The sequence below is a fragment of the Chryseobacterium sp. SG20098 genome (genome assembly GCF_031844745.1).
Taxonomy (GTDB): domain Bacteria; phylum Bacteroidota; class Bacteroidia; order Flavobacteriales; family Weeksellaceae; genus Chryseobacterium; species Chryseobacterium cucumeris.
The window spans coordinates 4,890,046-4,909,805 of record NZ_CP134622.1; the positions used below are offsets into that span (position 1 = coordinate 4,890,046).

At 36.9% G+C, this 19,760-nt stretch carries 18 protein-coding genes and 1 pseudogene; 7 read left to right on the forward strand and 12 right to left on the reverse strand.

Going from position 1 to position 19,760, the window contains the following annotated elements:
- Nucleotides 1-31: 31 nt before the first annotated feature.
- The 3 genes from RHP76_RS22380 to RHP76_RS22390 all read right to left on the reverse strand — a co-directional run bounded on the left by RHP76_RS22380 (nt 32) and on the right by RHP76_RS22390 (nt 2,559).
- The gene (locus tag RHP76_RS22380; RefSeq protein WP_311229108.1) at nt 32-682 is read right to left on the reverse strand and encodes a hypothetical protein; all 651 of its coding nucleotides are present in this window, start codon (nt 680-682) and stop codon (nt 32-34) included.
- Nucleotides 683-808: 126 nt separating this feature from the next.
- Nucleotides 809-1,654 (reverse strand): ABC transporter permease, encoded by an 846-nt coding sequence (locus tag RHP76_RS22385; RefSeq protein ID WP_062671226.1) that lies wholly within the window; start codon nt 1,652-1,654, stop codon nt 809-811.
- A 2-nt stretch (nt 1,655-1,656) separates the two neighbouring features.
- Nucleotides 1,657-2,559: an ABC transporter ATP-binding protein gene (locus RHP76_RS22390; protein ID WP_311229109.1), complete on the reverse strand. Its 903-nt coding sequence runs from the start codon at nt 2,557-2,559 to the stop codon at nt 1,657-1,659.
- A gap of 116 nt (nt 2,560-2,675) precedes the next feature.
- Between RHP76_RS22390 and RHP76_RS22395 the strand changes: the two genes are divergently transcribed.
- The 5 genes from RHP76_RS22395 (at nt 2,676) to RHP76_RS22415 (ending at nt 7,733) form a co-directional block, all read left to right on the forward strand.
- Nucleotides 2,676-4,028 (forward strand): AAA family ATPase, encoded by a 1,353-nt coding sequence (locus RHP76_RS22395; protein ID WP_120233134.1) that lies wholly within the window; start codon nt 2,676-2,678, stop codon nt 4,026-4,028.
- A gap of 50 nt (nt 4,029-4,078) precedes the next feature.
- Complete coding sequence (locus RHP76_RS22400) at nt 4,079-5,182, forward strand: NAD(P)/FAD-dependent oxidoreductase (RefSeq protein ID WP_120233135.1); 1,104 nt, start codon at nt 4,079-4,081, stop codon at nt 5,180-5,182.
- Between the two features lie 17 nt (nt 5,183-5,199).
- A complete protein-coding gene (locus RHP76_RS22405; protein ID WP_147367630.1) occupies nt 5,200-5,691 on the forward strand; it encodes a hypothetical protein in 492 nt (163 codons plus the stop codon).
- A 144-nt stretch (nt 5,692-5,835) separates the two neighbouring features.
- A complete protein-coding gene (gene prfB / locus RHP76_RS22410; RefSeq protein WP_062671212.1) occupies nt 5,836-6,948 on the forward strand; it encodes a peptide chain release factor 2 in 1,113 nt (370 codons plus the stop codon).
- A gap of 86 nt (nt 6,949-7,034) precedes the next feature.
- Nucleotides 7,035-7,733: a DedA family protein gene (locus tag RHP76_RS22415; RefSeq protein WP_062671210.1), complete on the forward strand. Its 699-nt coding sequence runs from the start codon at nt 7,035-7,037 to the stop codon at nt 7,731-7,733.
- 278 nt (nt 7,734-8,011) lie between these two features.
- Here RHP76_RS22415 and RHP76_RS22420 read toward each other — a convergent pair whose 3' ends face one another.
- From RHP76_RS22420 to RHP76_RS22430, 4 genes and pseudogenes are all read right to left on the reverse strand, one after another.
- Complete coding sequence (locus tag RHP76_RS22420; RefSeq protein ID WP_311229110.1) at nt 8,012-8,881, reverse strand: alpha/beta hydrolase; 870 nt, start codon at nt 8,879-8,881, stop codon at nt 8,012-8,014.
- Nucleotides 8,882-8,931: 50 nt separating this feature from the next.
- Nucleotides 8,932-10,323: a serine hydrolase gene (locus RHP76_RS22425; protein ID WP_311229111.1), complete on the reverse strand. Its 1,392-nt coding sequence runs from the start codon at nt 10,321-10,323 to the stop codon at nt 8,932-8,934.
- 28 nt (nt 10,324-10,351) lie between these two features.
- Nucleotides 10,352-10,420, reverse strand: a complete 69-nt coding sequence (locus RHP76_RS23510) for a hypothetical protein (RefSeq protein WP_409193538.1) — start codon at nt 10,418-10,420, stop codon at nt 10,352-10,354.
- 109 nt (nt 10,421-10,529) lie between these two features.
- A pseudogene (locus RHP76_RS22430) lies at nt 10,530-10,895 on the reverse strand (tetratricopeptide repeat protein); the annotation flags it as partial.
- Nucleotides 10,896-10,990: 95 nt separating this feature from the next.
- Here RHP76_RS22430 and RHP76_RS22435 point away from each other — a divergent pair.
- Nucleotides 10,991-11,875 carry a DUF808 family protein gene (locus RHP76_RS22435; protein ID WP_062671202.1) on the forward strand — a complete coding sequence of 295 codons (885 nt, stop codon included), beginning with the start codon at nt 10,991-10,993 and terminating at the stop codon, nt 11,873-11,875.
- Nucleotides 11,876-12,013: 138 nt separating this feature from the next.
- Here the strand turns inward: RHP76_RS22435 and dnaJ are convergent, their stop codons facing one another.
- The 5 genes from dnaJ to proS all read right to left on the reverse strand — a co-directional run bounded on the left by dnaJ (nt 12,014) and on the right by proS (nt 18,468).
- Nucleotides 12,014-13,132, reverse strand: coding sequence for a molecular chaperone DnaJ (gene dnaJ, locus RHP76_RS22440; protein WP_062671200.1), 1,119 nt, complete (start codon nt 13,130-13,132; stop codon nt 12,014-12,016).
- Between the two features lie 101 nt (nt 13,133-13,233).
- Nucleotides 13,234-13,773, reverse strand: coding sequence for a nucleotide exchange factor GrpE (locus RHP76_RS22445; RefSeq protein WP_394360850.1), 540 nt, complete (start codon nt 13,771-13,773; stop codon nt 13,234-13,236).
- Nucleotides 13,774-14,100: 327 nt separating this feature from the next.
- Nucleotides 14,101-15,435: an Nramp family divalent metal transporter gene (locus RHP76_RS22450; RefSeq protein WP_120233139.1), complete on the reverse strand. Its 1,335-nt coding sequence runs from the start codon at nt 15,433-15,435 to the stop codon at nt 14,101-14,103.
- A gap of 113 nt (nt 15,436-15,548) precedes the next feature.
- On the reverse strand, nt 15,549-16,874 hold the full coding sequence (locus RHP76_RS22455) for a DUF937 domain-containing protein (protein WP_311229113.1): 1,326 nt from the start codon (nt 16,872-16,874) through the stop codon (nt 15,549-15,551).
- Between the two features lie 118 nt (nt 16,875-16,992).
- Nucleotides 16,993-18,468 carry a proline--tRNA ligase gene (gene proS, locus RHP76_RS22460; protein WP_062671604.1) on the reverse strand — a complete coding sequence of 492 codons (1,476 nt, stop codon included), beginning with the start codon at nt 18,466-18,468 and terminating at the stop codon, nt 16,993-16,995.
- Between the two features lie 144 nt (nt 18,469-18,612).
- Between proS and RHP76_RS22465 the strand changes: the two genes are divergently transcribed.
- The gene (locus RHP76_RS22465; protein ID WP_280212462.1) at nt 18,613-19,710 is read left to right on the forward strand and encodes a prolyl-tRNA synthetase; all 1,098 of its coding nucleotides are present in this window, start codon (nt 18,613-18,615) and stop codon (nt 19,708-19,710) included.
- Nucleotides 19,711-19,760 lie beyond the last annotated feature (50 nt).

Below are 19,760 nucleotides of genomic sequence, written 5' to 3' on the forward strand. Positions count from 1 at the left end.
AGGCTGCCAATGGCAGCCTTTTTATTTTGAATTAATGATGTAATTGAAATCTTTCTTTAATGCTGAACATGGACATATTCAGAAATATAAGAAACCCGAAAATAATGTAGGAAGCTTCTTTGGAAGCGGTTGTAAACAGGTTAAAGATCTGCCCATAGCGGGTAGATTCAAAAGCATTTATAGTTTCTGCTGGCCCCCAATCTATAGTATCATTACAAAGCAAACATTCATATTCAGGATATTGCACCTTAGGATCAATATAGCTATAAACCGCAAAAATATGTCCTGTTTTCTCCAGATCAACGGCATACTGTTCCTGTTTGGCAATCGCCAGATCATTCAAAACAGAGACAAAATCACCATAGCTATTATTTTGATCTAAAATAAACTCAATACCAGACTCTTTCTCATTTCTTTCCTGAAGCTTTTTCAGTTCAGAAACATATGATTTTGAATTTTCTTTGGCAGTACCGGGGACTATTTTTATTTTTTTGTAATCCCAGTTTCTATAAGTTTCAAAACTTTCAAATGTATTTTTACTCCCTTCTCTTTCTTTGGCAGGAAGTCCAATATCTATCACAGAAACGTTAATATCTTCAGACTTTTGGCTTCCATAATACCAAAACAAAACAGGAATCAGCAAGGCGCTGATCAATCCTGGAAAGTAGTATATTTTTTTCATGGCTGGTTTTTGATAGTACCGAATGAAAATTTTAAGCCAAAAAAAAAGTGATCCGAAAACGAACCACTTAAAAAATAATCTTTAAATATTGTAATTTTTAAATCTTTAAATTCCAGATATTACCATCTACCAATCTCTTTTTCTCAGAATCCAGTACGATCCGAATATAAAAATAGCACACCATACCAGACAGGCGATAAGGCTTTCCGTAGGGTAGTGGAATTCATATTTTAATCCCATCATTTTTGCCATATCCAATCTGATCATCGGATTGGGAATAAGGTTAGACATACTTTCCAGCGGTAAAAGATGCGAGATGAAAAAATCATTCTGAAGAACCTCATTTCTTTGGGGCCCCTGCATTCCTTTTACTTTTGAATAGACTTCAAGAGCCTTTAAAATTCCCTCACCAATCCAGAAAATAAAGAGAGCAAGAAATACAAACACAGATTTCCTCAGTAAAATAGAAAGGAACATTAAGAAACAGAAGAACGTAAATAGTTTTACCAGGTAATTTCCAATAAAGAACATCTCAGCAAAAACCTTTGTAGATTCCGTTGTCTTCGAATATTGATATCCCAGAAACAAAGTAATACCCAATACAATGGCTGTTGAAACAATAGTGAAAATACTTATTGTCAGTAATTTTGAAGTGATGAATTCCTTTCTGCTCAATCCATCAATGGTATTCTGCTTGAACATCCGGTTACTGAATTCCTGTGAAATAGAGAAAACAATTATCAGTCCCAGGAAAATTTTCAGTAAGGCAACAATCCATGTGGTGAAATTCCAGATTTCCGGGAAATTGTAAATCCCCTGTTCTTTTAAGTTAATGGTTCCTCCAAAAATATCAAAGTCAACCAATCCTATGAAAAGCAGCGCAATAAGAATGGCGAAATAGAGTATAGTGAAAACCTTAAACGGTTGATAGTTCAGGTTTTTGTAGTATTCCAGTTTTAATAATTTGATCATGATTAATTAGTGTTTTTTACAAGTTCAAGGAATTGAGATTCAAGAGACAGTTTTTTCTTGGTCAAGTGGGAAAGATAGATTCCTTTCTCTGCCAGTTTCTGATTCATTGCCGAAGCTGAAACAGAAGCATCATCACGGATCTGGGCTTTGATAAGATCACCTTCCTGATGAATGGAAGAGAACCATTGAAGTTCATTCAAAGCATTTAACAGCAATGTGTTATTATCAGCTTTCAGTTCAAAATATCCATTATTGGAAGTCATTTCATCCACTCTTCCACAGTAGATGGAATTTCCTTCTTTTAATACAATCACGTGGCTGCAGATTTTCTCAATTTCATCCAGAAGATGGCTTGCAATGATAATGGTGATTCCCTGTTTGGCAATATTGCTGATGATTTCTCTGATCTGAATGATTCCTTCAGGATCCAGTCCGTTGGTCGGTTCATCCAATATCATCACTTCAGGATTGTTGAGCATCGCTGAAGCTATGGCAAGACGCTGTTTCATTCCCAAAGAAAAAGTTTTGAAAGTATCTTTTCTCCTTTCATACAGATTAACGGTCTTCAGCACTTCGTCAATCCTTGAATAGGGTGCTTGCTTAATTTCAGCGACAATCTTAAGGTTGGTTTCTGCGCTTAAATAAGGATAAAAGTTAGGCTGTTCGATAATTGCTCCGATCTTTTTTAAGGTGTCAGGATCAGTTCCTTTTTTTCCAAACCAGAACCAGTCTCCGCTGGTGGGATTGATGGTTGAAAGCAGCATCCCGAAAGTAGTGGATTTTCCGCTTCCGTTCGGACCCAAAAGGCCATAAACATTTCCTCTTTCGACATCAAAAGAAATATTGTTCACCACAACTCTTTTGAATTTTTTCGTCAAATTTTTTACTGATAAAATCTTTTCCATGTAATTTGTTTTACATAGTAGTAGTCTATATAAATTAGAGAATGTTACAGAATTATCATAAATCAATATTAATTTATGGACAAATACATTAAATTTGATAGAATTAATCAACAGTTATGAAGCTAATTGAACTGGCAGAAGAATTAAATGTATCTGCAGAAGCCATAAAACAGTTTATCCAGGATTTTGATCTTGAACTGGTAGACTGTGTCAGTACAAATTTTGACGTAAAAGAAGATTTTGAAAAATTTGCCCGTGAGAATGTAGATTTTTTGAGGTTATATGAAAAAGATCTTGATAAAAATAAAACGTTGGAGCAGATTGCCGAAGTCATTAAGCAGCCAAAAGATAAGGTGGAAAAGGTGATTAAAGACAATAATCTCAATATTTTCGATAATGGTTTTTTCAAATCCTCCATATCAAGCTATGGAATTGATAACAAACTTGGAGGGAATTATCAGTTTGTCTACGATTATTTTGGGCATAAAACCAGCCTTCAGCAAAGAGATTTTATAGGGTACAGAGACCTTTTCTTTTATACATCCACTGTTCTGGAACCCTTCCTGAATCCGCAGCAGATCAAAGACTGGGGCATCAACAAACCTGCAGGGATTATTCTGTACGGACCTCCGGGAAGCGGAAAGATATTCTGGGCCAATAAAATTGCTGAAATCATCGGTTATCAGTTTAAAGAAGTCAAAAAACATTATTTGGGAACTTCGCTGATTGATGGAAATGAGATCAATTTCAGTGATTTCCTGGTGAGTATGATGAAGGAAAACAAAATGCTTCTTTTTATGGATGATTTCGATGAAATTATGATGCAGAGAAGGGCGGAAACAGACATTGCTTCCTGCAATCTTGAGGCTCAGGAGCTGATTCTGCATTACATTGGAAAATTTGAAAAAGAAGGTGTTTTAATGGTAGGGTCAGCTAATTCTGTGGCTGAAATTGATGAGGAAATTCTGGCACCCGGAAGATTTGATGTGTTGATTCCTATTTTTCCTCCCAATGCTTCTGAGCGCTCGGAAATCATTCTTTATGCCATGACCAGAGGATTGGAAGAAGATTCTTTACTCTACAAAATACTTAAAAATAACAAAGCTGATAAGGTTCCTTTCTGGCATGAAATCTCTTCAAAGATGAAAGCCTTCAGTAACACTATGCTGATAGACTTTACCCAAAGTTTAAAGAAAAGAATTAAAAATCTTTATCAGAGAACCAGAAACGAAAAGCTGAAAATTGATCAGAAACTTTTGGAGAGTGCGCTGAGGGATGCCGGGTCAAAACTTACTGAAGAATATCTTGATCAGGTAGCACGATTTCTAGCGGATGCCATTATCAATAATTTTGATGACTTCAGGTTTAGGATTCAGGCTCTGAAAAATGAACTGGAAACTTACAGAGTTGTCGAAGAGCCGCAAAGAGCAATCGGATTCCAGCATAATGAAGAAGGAGATAAAGGATAAACTGTTTAAGGTTTTATAAAAATTACTCATTACCTAATTACTCATTATTTATGAACAGTATTTGGGAATTGGATACATTCTACAGAAAAAGAGATATCATCATTATTGGTGCGGGGTTTTCCGGGCTTTGGACAGCTATATCCATAAAGGAGAAGTATCCTGAAAAATCTGTTCTTATTATTGAACGGAATACCATTCCATTGGGTGCTTCCACAAGAAATGCCGGGTTTGCCTGCTTTGGAAGTCTTACCGAAGTGATTGCCGATTCTGAGAAAATGGGCTGGGAAAAAACACTGGAGCTTGTTACAATGAGATTTAACGGACTTCAGAAAATCCAGCATTATTTTAAACATGATGAAATTGATTTTGAACTGAATGGAGGATATGAAATTGTAAACACTGAAGAGCCTTTAACCCAGATTGATGCTGTAAATAAAAAACTGAAAACAATAACCGGACTGGATCAGACTTATACTTTAAAACAGAATAAAATAAAGGAATTCGGACTTGGAAAATCTGAATTCCTGATTGAAAATCCTTGTGAAGGAGGTCTTCACTCCGGAAAGTTAGTACAGAAACTACTGGAGAAATGCCACGAACTGAAAATTGAGTTTTTATTTGGAACGGAAGTTCAAAATATTGAAGAAATGGACAAAGTTGAGGTGCAGCTTTCAACAGATCTTTCTGTAATCGCCGACCAGCTTATTTATTGTACCAATGCATTCACTTCAAAATTTCTGGAAAAAGAGAATATCATTCCTGCCCGCGGACAGGTTCTCCTGACAGAACCAGTAGACGGTTTAAAACTTAAAGGTACTTTTCATTATGATGAAGGCTATTATTATTTCAGAAATATAGGAAACCGGATATTGCTGGGTGGCGGAAGAAATCAGGATTTTAAGACAGAAGAAACAACGGCTTTTGAAACGACAGAATTTCTGCAGAATCATTTAGAAAATTTTTTAAAAGAAGTCATACTTCCTCATAAAGATTTTAAAATTGCCCTCCGCTGGTCAGGAATCATGGCTATGGGTGAAGAAAAATCGCCCATTGTAAAACAGCTTTCAGAAAGACAGTTTTGCGCGGTAAGACTTTCCGGAATGGGAGTGGCCCTGGCCCCGAAGATAGGTGAAATGGTGGCAGAAATGATATAATTACAACGTTGGGAAACATGAAATACTTACCCTTTGAACGTATTATTTACAAAACAAATTTGTCTGAAAAGGAAGTTTTAACAAGACTTTCTGGTTTTGTAGAACCTAAAAAATTTGGTTTGGGGAAAAATTATATCAAAGAATATGAAGGATCTATCTATAATAATAGCTTTGAAATAAGCAGAGTGATACAATACAGAAACTCTTTTCTTCCTCAGATCAACGGTAAAATTCAAAATGAAAATAATGGAACCCAAATACAGGTGACCATGTCATTACATGCTTTTGTCTTCTTTTTCTTAATAGTCTGGTGCTCATTTGCCCTGATTTTCTTCATAGGTGTCTCTATAAAAACTATAAGGGAAAAAGAAATATCAGTAGAACTTTTTCTTCCTCTGGGTATGCTCTTGTTTGTCTACGCTTTAACTATGGCAGGGTTCAAATCGGAAAGTAAACAAGCAAAAGAATATCTTAGAAGAAGCTTTGACGCTGAAATTATCAAGGAATAGTTCTCCTAAATCAGATCCTGAACCTCTATTAAATTTCCAAAAAAATCAAGTATTCGAAAAACTCGAATCCCGAACCCCGAAAACTAAAACCCCGAACCTCTCCACTCTAAAAGAATTCCTTATTTTTGCAAAAAAGAAACATTCGTGATTAACAACGACCAGATAAAAGAAGTTCAATCCAGAATTGAAGACTTACACAGATACCTTCAGATTGAAAAAAAGAAGATTGAAATAGCCAATGATGATGAAAAAACTGCGGCACCCGAATTTTGGGATAATCCAAAAACTGCTGAAGCATTTCTAAAACAGCTTCGTTCCAAGAAAAAATGGGTAGAAAGCTATGACGAAATTCAGACACAGTTTGAAGATTTACAGGTTTTGGCTGATTTTGCTAAAGAAGATCCGGATTCTGAAAAAGAACTGGATGAGACTTTCCCGCAATTGGTGGAAAAAATTGAGGACCTGGAATTCAAAAATATGCTTTCCAATGAAGGGGACGAACTTTCTGCAGTACTTCAGATTACAGCAGGAGCAGGAGGAACAGAAAGTTGTGACTGGGCAGCTATGCTGATGAGAATGTATACCATGTGGGCAGAAAAACAAGGCTATAAAATCCGTGAACTTAACTTCCAGGAAGGAGATGTAGCAGGTGTGAAGACTGTTACCCTTGAAATTGAAGGCGAATTTGCTTTTGGATATTTAAGAGGTGAAAACGGAGTACACCGTTTGGTAAGGATTTCTCCTTTTGACAGTAATGCGAAACGCCATACCAGTTTTGTTTCGGTATATGTTTATCCTTTGGTGGATGATACCATTGAAATCAACATCAATCCTGCCGATATCAGCTTTGAAACCATGAGAGCTTCCGGAGCCGGAGGACAGAACGTAAACAAGGTGGAAACGGCTGTACGTCTTCGCCACGCTCCTACAGGAATTATCATTGAAAACTCAGAATCCCGTTCTCAGCTTCAGAATAAAGAAAAGGCCATGCAGCTCCTTCGTTCAAGACTTTACGAAATGGAACTGGAAGAGCGTATGAAAGCCAGAAATGAGATTGAAGCCAATAAAATGAAGATTGAGTGGGGAAGCCAGATCAGAAACTACGTCATGCATCCATACAAACTGGTAAAAGATGTACGTTCCGGTCATGAAACTTCAGATGTGGATGCCGTAATGAACGGAAATATTACCCCATTCCTGAAAGCATTCTTAATGGCCGATGGAACGGCAGTTTCCGATGATGATCTGGACTTATAAAAATCATGTTTGAATTTTAGTTAAAATCTTATAATTAATTTTTGTTTCAGACATTTTAGACTTACTTTTGTTGTTCATCGATATTTATGGAAGATTTCAATAGCTGGAAGGATTTATTAAACCCGGAGTTTTATATAAAAATGGGAGGGTTTTGGCTGATTTTGTTTATTGTTTTTGCTGAAACAGGTCTTTTTGTAGGATTTTTTCTACCTGGAGATTCACTACTTTTCGTTTCGGGAATTTATGCTGTTGAAATCATCAAAGAGACTTTTGGCTCTACAGGGAGCGATTTCCTAGATACTACAATATTAGCTTCTGGTGTAGCTCTTGCTGCTGTTATTGGAAATGAAGTTGGATATTATTTCGGGAGAAAAGCAGGTCCTGCTTTATATAAAAGACCGGACTCAATGCTTTTTAAGAAGAAATACCTTTATCAGGCCCACGATTTCTTTGAAAAACATGGTGCATTAGCTGTTATTATGGCAAGATTCTTACCGGTTGTAAGAACTTTTACACCCATTGTGGCAGGTATTGTCAAAATGGATAAAAAAGAGTTTTTAAGAGATAATATTATTGGAGCTGTATTATGGTCATTCATTTTGATCTTTGCAGGGCATTATCTGGATAAACTTTTCATGGACCAGTTTGGAATCAATCTAAAACAGAAACTGGAATATATCATTATCGTCATTGTATTGGTAACGACACTTCCGGTCATCTTCAAGTTTGTTTTCGGAAAAAAAGAAGACCTTTCAAAAAAATATGAAGATCAGGACTTTGAATAGATAAAGAATTCAATCAAAAATATAGAGCCGTCTCAATCATGAGATGGCTTTTTTATTGCTTATCAATAAATTTTTTAAACGCAAAGATTAATTTGTATTGAGTATTATTTTGAGAGAGCAAAGGTAGGAATCAATGAAATTGATTCTTTCTAAGCGTATGGATATATATTCGTGAGCTTCATCAGTGACAAAGTCACGACTTCTTTGCTTTTTTACAATGATGTGTTGTAATTATTATCCTTTGCGTTTAATAATCAAAAAAATTCTCTTAGACACCTTTACTTTTTAATCCATTCCAGAATATTAGGATAGATAATGCTGTCTCTTTTTCTTTTACTGAAAAATCTGGGTGCATGCCCGGCTCCTTTCATAAAAATAAATTTGTGTGGAACGTTCATCTTGGTAAGCACAGAGTCCATCGCAATTCCCTGGTGTTGATTTACCAGTACATCATTATTTCCCTGAAATAACATGGTCGGAACATCTGTAATATTAGCAATAGGGCTGGCTTCCTTAAAAGCTTCAGAAACGTTTTTCCGGTCAAACTTAGTCCCTACTACCTTTTGAAAAGTAGGAGAGGTATATTTTGAATAAAAAGATTTAAGATATTCAGAGCTGTAAAAATCTGTTGGTCCGCTTAAGGAGATTATTTTTTTTATTTGTTCAGGATGCTGGTAACCATAAAGTAAGGCTAGATGGCCACCGGCACTTTCTCCCAGAAGAATGTAATTGTTGGGTTGAAGCTCTGCTTTTTCTGCTAAAGAGTTGAATTTTTCAATGGCAAGCCCAATATCTTCAAGCTGTTGTTTATAAGTGATCTTTTCTTTGGTAGAAACAAACCTGTAATTCATATTGATACTCGGAATGTTGTTTTGAAAAAGCATTTTCTGAACCTGGATCATATGCTCTTTTTTACCCAAAGTCCAGGCCCCACCATGAACGATAAGTACAACAGGAGAATTTTCAGAATAATCTTTGGGAAGAAAAACATCCATTTTCTGTCTTTTATGTTCCCCATATTTCAGATTGTAAATCTTCTGTTGTCCGCCAGGACCTACCCAAACTCTGAATTTAGTATTACATGACTGCAGAAGGAAACCAACGCATCCCATGACGAAAAAATGATACCGGAGAATGAGTTTTTTCATTACTTAAATTTACGAAAAATTCTATTAATTATGAAGCAAACAAGGTCTAATTAAAGCTTTTCTGCTGTTTTTGATGACAATCCTTTTTTGATGGTAATAACTCCTTTTTCACCTTCTTTGAAAATGAAAGAAATCTCAGTGTCATCATCCTGAAGGAAAAATGCATCTTCTTTTTCAGCTGAAATTCTGACCTTAGGATCTTTATTGTTCTGCATAAAAAGCTGCCCGTTTTCGTAGAGAATATGGATAATGCTATCATCTGAAAGCTGGTAATCTCCAACATATTTTTTAAGAATATCAGCACTTAGTGTTACTTCTTTCTTTGGTTGTGGAAGAGTGTAAGGCTGATGTAAAAGAGCCGCTAAAATAGTATTACCTGCTTTCTCCAGTTTTTTACTTGTGATATTGTTCAGAAGGATAATGCAGAGATCATCCTCCGGAAGCATCGCAAAATAACTTGTGGAACCCTCTATATTTCCGCCGTGATTAATGAGTTTTTTTCCGTAAAGATCATCAATAAACCAACCATAACCGTAGCCGCTCAAAAAAGGAGTGGTTGCTTTTTTAAATGCCTCTTTGGAAACAATTTTATAATCTCTCAATCCAATATAGTAATTGTACAGATCTTCAACGGTACTGTAGATTTGTCCTGCAGGACCGGTTAGTGTAGAATTCCAGACTTGTGTTTTTTCCTGTTTTGTGTTTGAAATATAAGAATAGGGAACGGTTTTGTACGGGCTTTTCAGTGCAAGGTAGTTAAAACCGGTGTGAGCCATCTTCAGAGGATTTAGGATGAATTTTCTTACAGCATCTTCATAAGAAAGTTCTGTTATCTTTTCAATGATAAGTCCCAATATGATATACCCTGAATTGGTATAAGAAAACTGAGTTCCGGGTTTAAAATCCAATGGTTCATTTTTAAAAAAAGAAAGTTCTTTATCTTTTGGTATAGATTTTCCGGTGTGAAGAAGATTGAAATACTCTTTATTTCGCAATACTTCATAAATTCCGGAAGTGTGGGTAAGGAGATGTTCGATCGTAATTTCATTTCCTCTTGGATAATCGGGAATAAACTTTGAGACAGGATCTTTAAAAGAAAGTTTTCCTTCCTCGCTTAGCTTTACAATGACCAGAGCTGTGAAAGATTTGGTTAAAGAAGCAATCTGATACACACTTTTGTCCTGATTGGGGATCTTTTTTTCTGCATCCTGCCAGCCGTATGATCTTTCAATAATGTTTTTATTCTGATAATGGATCAAAGCAGTTCCATTAAATTTATTAATTGCTGCAAATGCTTTTATAATGTGGTCTATTTCTTCTTTCTTGCTTTCGTGATTAATAGTGTTGAGATGATTTTCCGTCTGAGCTTTCAGAGTAGAGTAGAATGCACTGAACAAACAACACATACATCCTAAAGCTAAAATATGAAATTGACGTTGCATAGGGATCAGATTTAAAAAACGGTTAAAATTACAGGTTTTCAGCGTAGCGGCTCAAAGAATTATTGTACCTGGGCAAATGTTTGGAAAGAGCTTTCAATATTAAAGACAGTGCTTCTTTGTATTCTTCTGCTGAAGAAAGGGACAGTGCTAAAAAAAGAATCTACCGCATCATCCAGTTCATCAGAATAGTGGGCTTTTTCCTCCCTTAAAATATGGATACTTTCTTCTATTTTTCCATTATTTCTTAAGGTGCTTGCGAGCTGAATTCTTGCTCTTCTTCTTCGTAAGCCAGTTAATCCTTTTTCTAATGCTGATCTGTACAAAGGTTCTGCTTCCTTTTCATGCCCGGTGGAATCAAAAGCACAGGCTCTTTCAAAATCAGCAATAGCCTGGGAATCCTTTTCTGTAAGTAATTCTACATGATCTTTAATTTGCTCAATAAACTCTTCACTGTTTATGGTTCCAAGTTTTAGCCATATTCTTTGTAATTGATTTTCCCAGTTTTTATTCATCCAATAGATTTTAAACAAAGATATAAAATATTGAAAGTGAAGGATTGTTGAAAGGTTCATATAATTTTCAAAATAATTGTTAGATTATGAATCCAAAAACGGAATTAAATAATTATTTTTGCTGAACTTAACAAAGATTAAAAAATTATTAAAATATGGCATCAGGCTTTTTTGCAATTTTGGATGATATTGCAGCATTGATGGATGATGTAGCGGTTACCAGTAAGGTTGCTACCCAAAAGACAGCAGGAATTTTAGGAGACGACCTGGCTGTAAATGCAGAAAAAGCCACTGGCTTTCTTTCCTCAAGGGAAATTCCCGTTTTATGGGCAATTACCAAAGGATCATTTATCAATAAACTGATTATTCTTCCTATCGTTTTTTTACTTAATTGGTTATATGCTCCGGCTATTAATTATGTATTGATCCTTGGAGGATTCTATCTGGCCTTTGAAGGCGTTGAAAAAGTAATAGAATTTCTTTTTCACCGTGACAAAAAGGGGCATGAAGTTATAGAGGAAATTGAAGAAGACGAAAAAAGTTCTGAAGAAATTGAAAAAGAGAAAGTAAAATCGGCAATTACAACTGATTTTATTTTATCCATCGAGATCGTTATTATTGCTTTAGGAACCGTATTGGAAGAAAGTCATCCTTTCATTACGCAGATTTTAGTAACAAGTCTGGTTGCATTTATTGCTACTGTTGGAGTGTATGGAATTGTAGCTTTGATCGTAAGAATGGATGATGCTGGGTTTAAATTAATAAAGAAAAGTAAGGATAAAGGCTTTTTCGGAGGGCTTGGACATCTATTAGTGAAGGCTTTACCTATTGTTATTAAAATATTAGGAGTCGTAGGAACAATTGCTTTAATAATGGTTGCTGGTGGAATTTTTCTTCATAGGATTGAATTTTTCCATGGCATATTACCAACCTGGCCGGATGTTTTGAAAGAGCTTACACTTGGAGTTGCTGGCGGATTGGCAGCGGTTGCTGTCTTCACTTTAGGAAAAGGAATCTATTCCCTGGCAACAAAAAAATAAAACAGAATTAGAATTAAATAACCAAAAAATCCTGTGCTCGAGAGAGTGCAGGATTTTTTATGATTAGATTTAAACTTTGAATATAAAACTTTGAACGTTAAACAAAAAAGAGACCTGTAAAAAGTCTCTTTTTCTATATTAATTGAATAAATCTTTTACTTTATCAAAAAAAGTTTTTTCTTTTCCGGATGGTTCTGCAACCATTTCTCCGCTGGACATCTGCTTTTCAAAGAATTCTTTCTGGTCCTTGGTAAGCTTCTGTGGAGTCCAGACATTGATGTGGATGAACATGTCTCCTTTACCATAGCTGTCGATACTTGGAAGCCCTTTTCCTGCTAATCTCAAGATTTTTCCGGATTGAGTTCCCGGATCAACGGTAATTTTTACTTTTCCGCCTACGGTAGGAATTTCTTTCTTCGTTCCTAAAGCAGCTTCAGCAAATGAAACATATAATTCCTGGTGAAGATTATCACCTTCTCTCTTGATCGTTTGATCTACTTCCTCTTCAATGATCACCAATAGATCTCCCGGAACACCTCCAAATGGAGCATCATTACCTTTTCCTCTTACATTAAGCTGGATACCGTCTCTTGCTCCTGCCGGAATGTTGATTGCGATTTCCTCTTCATCTTTGATAAGTCCCTGTGCATTGGCTCCTGCAGGAATTTTGTCAGCAACTTTTCCAATTCCCTGACAAGTACTACATGTAGTTTGAGTCTGCATTTGACCAAACATGGTATTCATTACTTTTAACTGAACACCGGAACCGTTACAGGTAGGACATGTTTTTGAAGTGGCACCTTCCGCCATCTTCATTTTCTTTACTTTGATGGTTTTCTGAGTACCATTTACCATTTCCTCAAGGTTCAGCTTGATTCTGATTCTTAAATTAGAACCTTTCACCTGCTGACGGCCTCCACCGCCACCACCGAATCCTCCGAAACCACCACCGAAAATATCTCCAAACTGGCTGAAAATATCTTCCATGTTCATTCCGCCTCCGAAGCCTCCGCCTCCGAAACCACCATTTCCACCCATTCCGGCATGTCCGAACTGGTCGTATCTTGCACGTTTCTGATCGTCGCTCAGAACTTCGTAAGCTTCAGCAGCTTCTTTAAATTTTTCTTCAGCCTCTTTATCTCCCGGATTTTTATCCGGGTGAAATTTGATGGCCATTTTACGGTATGCTTTCTTTATTTCGTCGGCCGATGCAGATTTGCTGATCTCAAGAACCTCGTAATAATCTCTTTTTGACATGACAACTTTATAATTGATTGTTGATAAATGATAAAAGATATTGTAAAGCTAATAAGTGAAACATTCATCAATTATCACTCACCATTTATCATTTATGAATTTTAATTTCCTGTTACTACTTTTGCAAAACGGATCACTTTATCATTTAAAGTATATCCTGTTTCAATAACGTCTACGATTTTTCCTTTCAAATCTTCCGATGGAGCAGGGATTTGAGTAATCGCTTCATGGAAATCAACATTAAAGCTGTCACCAGCCTTTACTTCCATTGTTTTTAGTCCTTTTTCGGTAAGTTTGTTCTTGAATTTCTGATAGATAAGTTCCACACCTTGCAGGTCAGCCGGATTTCCATTTTTAGCGATTTCTTTTAAAGCTCTTTCAAAATCATCCAAAACTCCTAACATTGAAACCATCATTTCCTGGTTGGCATACTGGAAGAATTCGATCTTCTCTTTGCTTGTTCTTTTTTTATAGTTTTCGAATTCAGCATACAATCTGATGTAACGGTCTTTCTCTTCTGCCAAAAGTTCCTCTGGAGAAGGAGTAACTGTCACATTGTCCTGAGACGTTGCGTCATTCTGAACATTGTTTTCTTCCTGATTATTGATGCTTTCTTCGTTAATATCCTGGTTTTCCATAATTCAATATTTATTTACTGATTGTTTGACAAAGAGCCTGCCAAATCTAAAATCTGGACATTAAGGCAGAAAAAGGGAGTAATGGCGAATCGTGAAGATGTCAATGCGCTTCGCTTGTGAATTTTGAGTAGTATAGGTTTAATAATTGACTTTGCAAAGCAAAAATTGACCATTAACCATTCACTAATCAATGGTGAAGATGTCAATCCGCTTCGCTTGTGAATTTGTTGTAGGGTAGGATTAATAATTGACTTTGCGAAGCAAAAATTGACCATTGACTATTCACTAAAGAATGTCCAATAGTCAATTTTAAAACTATAGTTATATTTTCTATTCTCCCGTAAACGTCTGGTACAAAAGGTACAGATTTAGAACAATGATAATGATGGAAATTATCCATACACAGACTTTCAGGAATGGTTTATTGACAAATTCTCCCATTTTAGCTTTGTCATTGGTAAACATCACCAATGGAACAACTGCAAAACTAAGCTGCATGGAAAGAATTACCTGGCTTAAAACCAATAATTCAGTTGTTCCCTGTTCTCCGTAAAGAATGGCAACAATAAGTGCCGGAATTACAGCAATAAGTCTGGTGATCAATCGTCTCAGCCATGGTTTTAATCTGATATTCAGGAAGCCTTCCATGACGATCTGTCCGGCAAGAGTTCCAGTTAATGTTGAATTTTGCCCGGATGCTAATAAAGCAATGGCAAATGCAATACTGGCCATAGAAGCTCCCAGAATAGGGGTTAACATTTTATAGGCATCATGAATATCCGCCACATGCTCGTTTCCTGTAGTATGGAATGTAGCAGCAGCCAGAATAAGAATTGCTGCATTGATGAAAAATGCCAGCATTAATGAAACGGTACTGTCTATGGTGGCAAACTTTATGGCTTCTTTTTTTCCTTCGGTATCACGGGTATAATCTCTGGTCTGTACAATACTGCTGTGCAGATACAGATTGTGTGGCATTACGGTAGCTCCTAAAATCCCGATTGCTATATAAAGCATGGCAGGGTTCTGAATAATTTCCTTTTGCGGAACCAAACCTCCCAGAATCTCATTAAAAGCAGGCTGCGAAATGATGATTTCATATACAAAACAGGCTAGAATAATGAAGATAAGCCCTCCTACAATACTCTCTATCCATCGGAAACCTTTGGACTGAAGTAAAAGAATGATTAAAACGTCCACTGTTGTAATGACAATCCCCCAAGTCAGCGGGATATGGAATAACAGGTTTAATGCAATGGCTGAACCGATGACCTCAGCGAGATCACAGGCGGCAATGGCTATTTCACAGAATACCCAGAGAATAAAATTAGTGGTAGGATTGAAGTGGTCTCTACAGGCCTGAGCAAGATCTCTTTCTGCAACAACACCAAGTTTTACGGATAAGTGCTGTAAAACCATTGCAAAGATATTGGAAATAAGGATGACCGAAAGGAGTGTATAACCGAATTGAGCTCCCCCGGCAATATCTGTGGCCCAATTTCCTGGATCCATGTAACCTACGGCAATCATCAGACCTGGTCCTGCAAATGCAAGATATTTCCTCCAGAAAGTTGCATTTTTAGGGACTTTGATTGATGAATAAACCTCTGATAAGGAATGGTTTGTTTTATCTTTTCGCCAAGCGTTTTTTATATTGAAATTCATGAATGTTAGAAATGACTAACAAATTTAATTAAATAAATGTAAACAGAAAAATCATGGCATAAAAAAATCCCGGAAATTGCTTCCCGGGACCTAATTTTTATTGACTCTAAAGATTATTTTGCAAATCTTACAGCCATTTTTCTATCGGCAGCTCTTTCAGCATCAGAAGCTTTTGCATCTACTTTAGCAAATTTACTTCCATAGCCTTCAGCTTCTAAAACCTGAGCACCAACTCCTGCTTTTACTAAAGCAGCCTTGATGTATTCAGCTCTGGCTTTTGATAGTTTTACATTGTTGGCTTCGTTTCCGGTTTTGTCTGTATAACCTCCAATTTTGATTTTTGCATCAGGGAAAGCTTTAAGGATAGCCACTAAGTTATCCAATTGCCCTTGTGAACCTGCTTCAAGTTCAGTAGCACTTCCCATTTTGAAATTGACGTGATCGAAGTCGTACCACTTATCTTTCAATGCTGCATCATCAGCTGCATTTTTGTAGTTTCCGGATTTCAGGAATGTAATCATCTGATCTTCCATTCCTCCTTTGTAACCTTTTAACATCACTCCATTAAGATCAATATCTTCATCTGTTTTAGCTGTTGCAGGAGCAGGTGTTACTGTTGTAGCAGCAGTATCCGTAGTTGTGCTGGTTGCAGTAGAATCAGATGTTGTAGTAGTGGTTGTAGTGGTTTGTTTTTTCTCACACTGCTTCCATAAGAAATAAGCAGCAGCGATCAATAATAAAAGCGGAAGCAACCATTTCCAGATTGAACCTCCGCCTTGATTATTATTGTTATTATTTTCAAATCTTTCTCTTACTTCTCTTGCTCCTTCTGAAACATTTTCTCTTGCTGTAGCTACACCTTCAGCGATGTTATCTTTAGCAGTAGATGTTACTGAAGAAACCGTTTCTTTTGCCTGGCCAAACCAATTTTCAGCTCCTAATCCAAAGGAAGCCAAAGAAAGACCTGCAGGCAATAAAGAAGAAATAATGCCTTTCTGATCATGCAGTAAGCTGGAAATACCTGAAGCACCCAGATTATTGTCTGCTGCATATTTTCCAATAGTGCCTACTGTAGCTCCAGTCACCAGGTTTAACAAAGAACCTGCAGAGGTATTGCTGACACCTGAAAAACTGGCAATAGAATTAACTAATGCACCTACTTTATCTCCAAAAATAGAAGATAATAAGTTTGAAATAACAGGACTGCTCGACGAACCGCCTAATAAATTTCCTAAAATTCCACTTGAAGAGGCTTGTGTAATAGCATCCACAACGCCAGGTTTATCTGCATTATTGGCTAATCCACCTACTACAGCAGGTAATAATCCGCCAATTGCTTTAGAAATACCAGATTCACTTTCTCCAAACTGCGATGCAGCCTGCGAAACCAATGCGGGACCTAATTGTCCTTTAATTAAATCAATGACATTTAAAGACATAATAATAAATTTTTTTGATTAATGTTGAGATAAATTTAAACAAAAATCCGTCCAAATGTCACTTTTTTTTGAATATTTCTTTAAAAATTAATGATTTTTTTCTAAATCATTAAAATTTTTAATAAGCTTTTGCAAATAATACACGTCTTTTAGATGGTTTTCCTGAAATCAAAGAAATTCCTTCTTCTACGTCATTATCCAAAGGAATACATCTTATTGTAGCCTTCGTTTCATCCTTGATTTGTTCCTCTTCTTCAGCCGTTCCATCCCAGTGTGCATAAATAAATCCTCCCTTCTCTTCCAGAACTTTTTTGAATTCTTCATAAGTATCCACTTTCGTGATATTATTTTTTCTGAATTCAAATGCTTTATTATAAATATCCTGCTGAATCGTTTTCAATAAATCTTCGATATAAGAATCAATTCCTTCAATAGAACGAACTTCTTTAGTCAGATTATCTCTTCTCGCAATTTCTACAGACTTATTTTCAAGGTCTCTTGGTCCCATAGCGATTCTTACAGGAACTCCTTTCAATTCATATTCTGCAAATTTCCATCCTGGTTTGTTCTGAGTATCATTGTCAAACTTAACAGAAATTCCTTTTGCTCTCAGTTTAGCCTGAATATCTAAAGCCACTTCACTGATTTGTTCCAGTTGCTCTTCTCCTTTAAAGATAGGAACAATCACCACCTGAATCGGCGCAAGGGTAGGAGGCAATACCAATCCGAAATCATCAGAGTGCGTCATAATTAAAGCTCCCATCAGACGGGTAGATGTTCCCCATGATGTTGCCCATGCATGTTCGATTTTTCCTTCTTTGTTGGTGAATTTTACGTCAAATGCTTTTGCAAAATTCTGACCTAAGAAGTGAGATGTTCCAGCCTGTAAAGCTTTTCCATCCTGCATTAATGCTTCAATACAATAAGTCTCATCAGCTCCTGCAAATCTTTCAGAAGGCGTTTTTAACCCTTGAATTACAGGAATAGCCATAAAGTTTTCTGCAAAATCTGCATATACTTTATTCATCTTTTCTGCTTCTTCAATAGCTTCATCTTTTGTAGCGTGAGCGGTGTGCCCTTCCTGCCATAAGAATTCTGCTGTTCTCAGGAAAAGACGTGTTCTCATTTCCCAACGAACAACATTGGCCCATTGGTTGATTAGTATCGGTAAGTCTCTGTAAGACTGAATCCAGTTTTTATAGGTATTCCAGATAATTGCTTCTGAAGTAGGACGAACAATAAGTTCTTCTTCAAGTTTTGCATCCGGATCTACAATCAGTTTGGAAGGGTTGTCCGGATCGGTTTTTAACCTGTAGTGGGTAACAACAGCACATTCTTTTGCAAAACCTTCTGCATTTTTTTCCTCAGCCTCAAACAAGCTCTTGGGCACAAAAAGCGGGAAGTATGCGTTAACGTGACCTGTTTCTTTGAATTTTTTATCCATTTCATCACGCATTTTTTCCCAGATCGCATAGCCATACGGTTTGATCACCATACATCCACGCACGCCTGAGTTTTCAGCTAAATCAGCTTTTACAACCAGCTCATTATACCATTTGCTGTAATCTTCGCTTCTTGAGGTTAATTTTGCCATTATTTTTTTAAATTTTTTTAACTTTTGTACATTATTGTTATCTAAAAATAAAAATCTATTTTTGATAGATTTTTTTACCAGTATTTTGGTACATTTTTGGTACAGATTGCAAATATAATTTAAATTAAAAATTTTTACGTTATCATGAAAAGAAATATACATAAAAATTTGCTTGGTCTGCTAAGATCCAAAGGGATATTGGCTATATCGGGCGGATTATTACTTGTGTCTTGTGGTGCTCAGATGGGAGGGTATAGCGAGACAGACGGGGTGTATTACGACCCCAATAAGGATACGCTACCTGAAGGAGTTATCATCAATGATAGCGGAAACAGAGTAGGAGAATACTATGATTACTATCAGGATTCCAATGTAATTCAAAATGCACAGGCGAATTCCAGAGAGCAACAAAACAGATATAATGACTGGAGTGGTACCAATACCAATTGGAATTCCAACGCTACAGACTCGGATTGGGGACTTTATGCAGGTTCTCAGACCAACTATTATGACAACTCATGGGGATGGGGATCTCCTTGGGGATGGTATGGTGGTTACAGCCCGTATTGGGGTTGGGGTATGAACCGTGGCTGGGGCTGGGGTGCTAGTATGTCCTGGGGTTGGGGCGGATCATTCGGATGGGGCTGGGGAGGCTCTTACGGATGGGGAAGTCCATACTGGGGATACGGATATGGCGGATATTATGATCCATTCTGGGGCGGATACTACGGAAATCCTTACTGGGGTTACGGAGGTGGTTACTGGGGTGGTGGCTACTACAACAGACCTGTTTACAGAAGAAGCGGTATCAGTGGAGGTGGATTCCAGAATACAGGGGTAGCCAACGCAGTTTACAGAACGAATACAAATAATTCAGGTTTCAGAAACACTAATAATAATGGTGGTTTCAGAGATACCAACTCAAACGGAGGCTTCAGAAACAGTAATGGCGGTTTCAGAGATGGCAATTCCGGAGGTTTTAGAAACGGTAATTCCGGAGGTTTCAGAAATACACAGTCTAATGGTGGATTCCGTAACTCTGCGCCGCAAACAAGACCTAATTACAATTATCAGCAACCACAACCAAGATATAACAATAATAACGGAGGCTTCAGATCTAATGATTCAGGAGGTTTCAGATCGAGTGGTGGCTTCAACTCCGGAGGAGGAGGCTTTAGAGGCGGTTCTTCAGGAGGTGGCGGAATGAGATCCGGCGGCGGAGGCAGAGGTGGCTTCAGATAATTTTTCAAATTAATAAACTATTAAAAAATAATGTTAAAAAAATCTTTAGT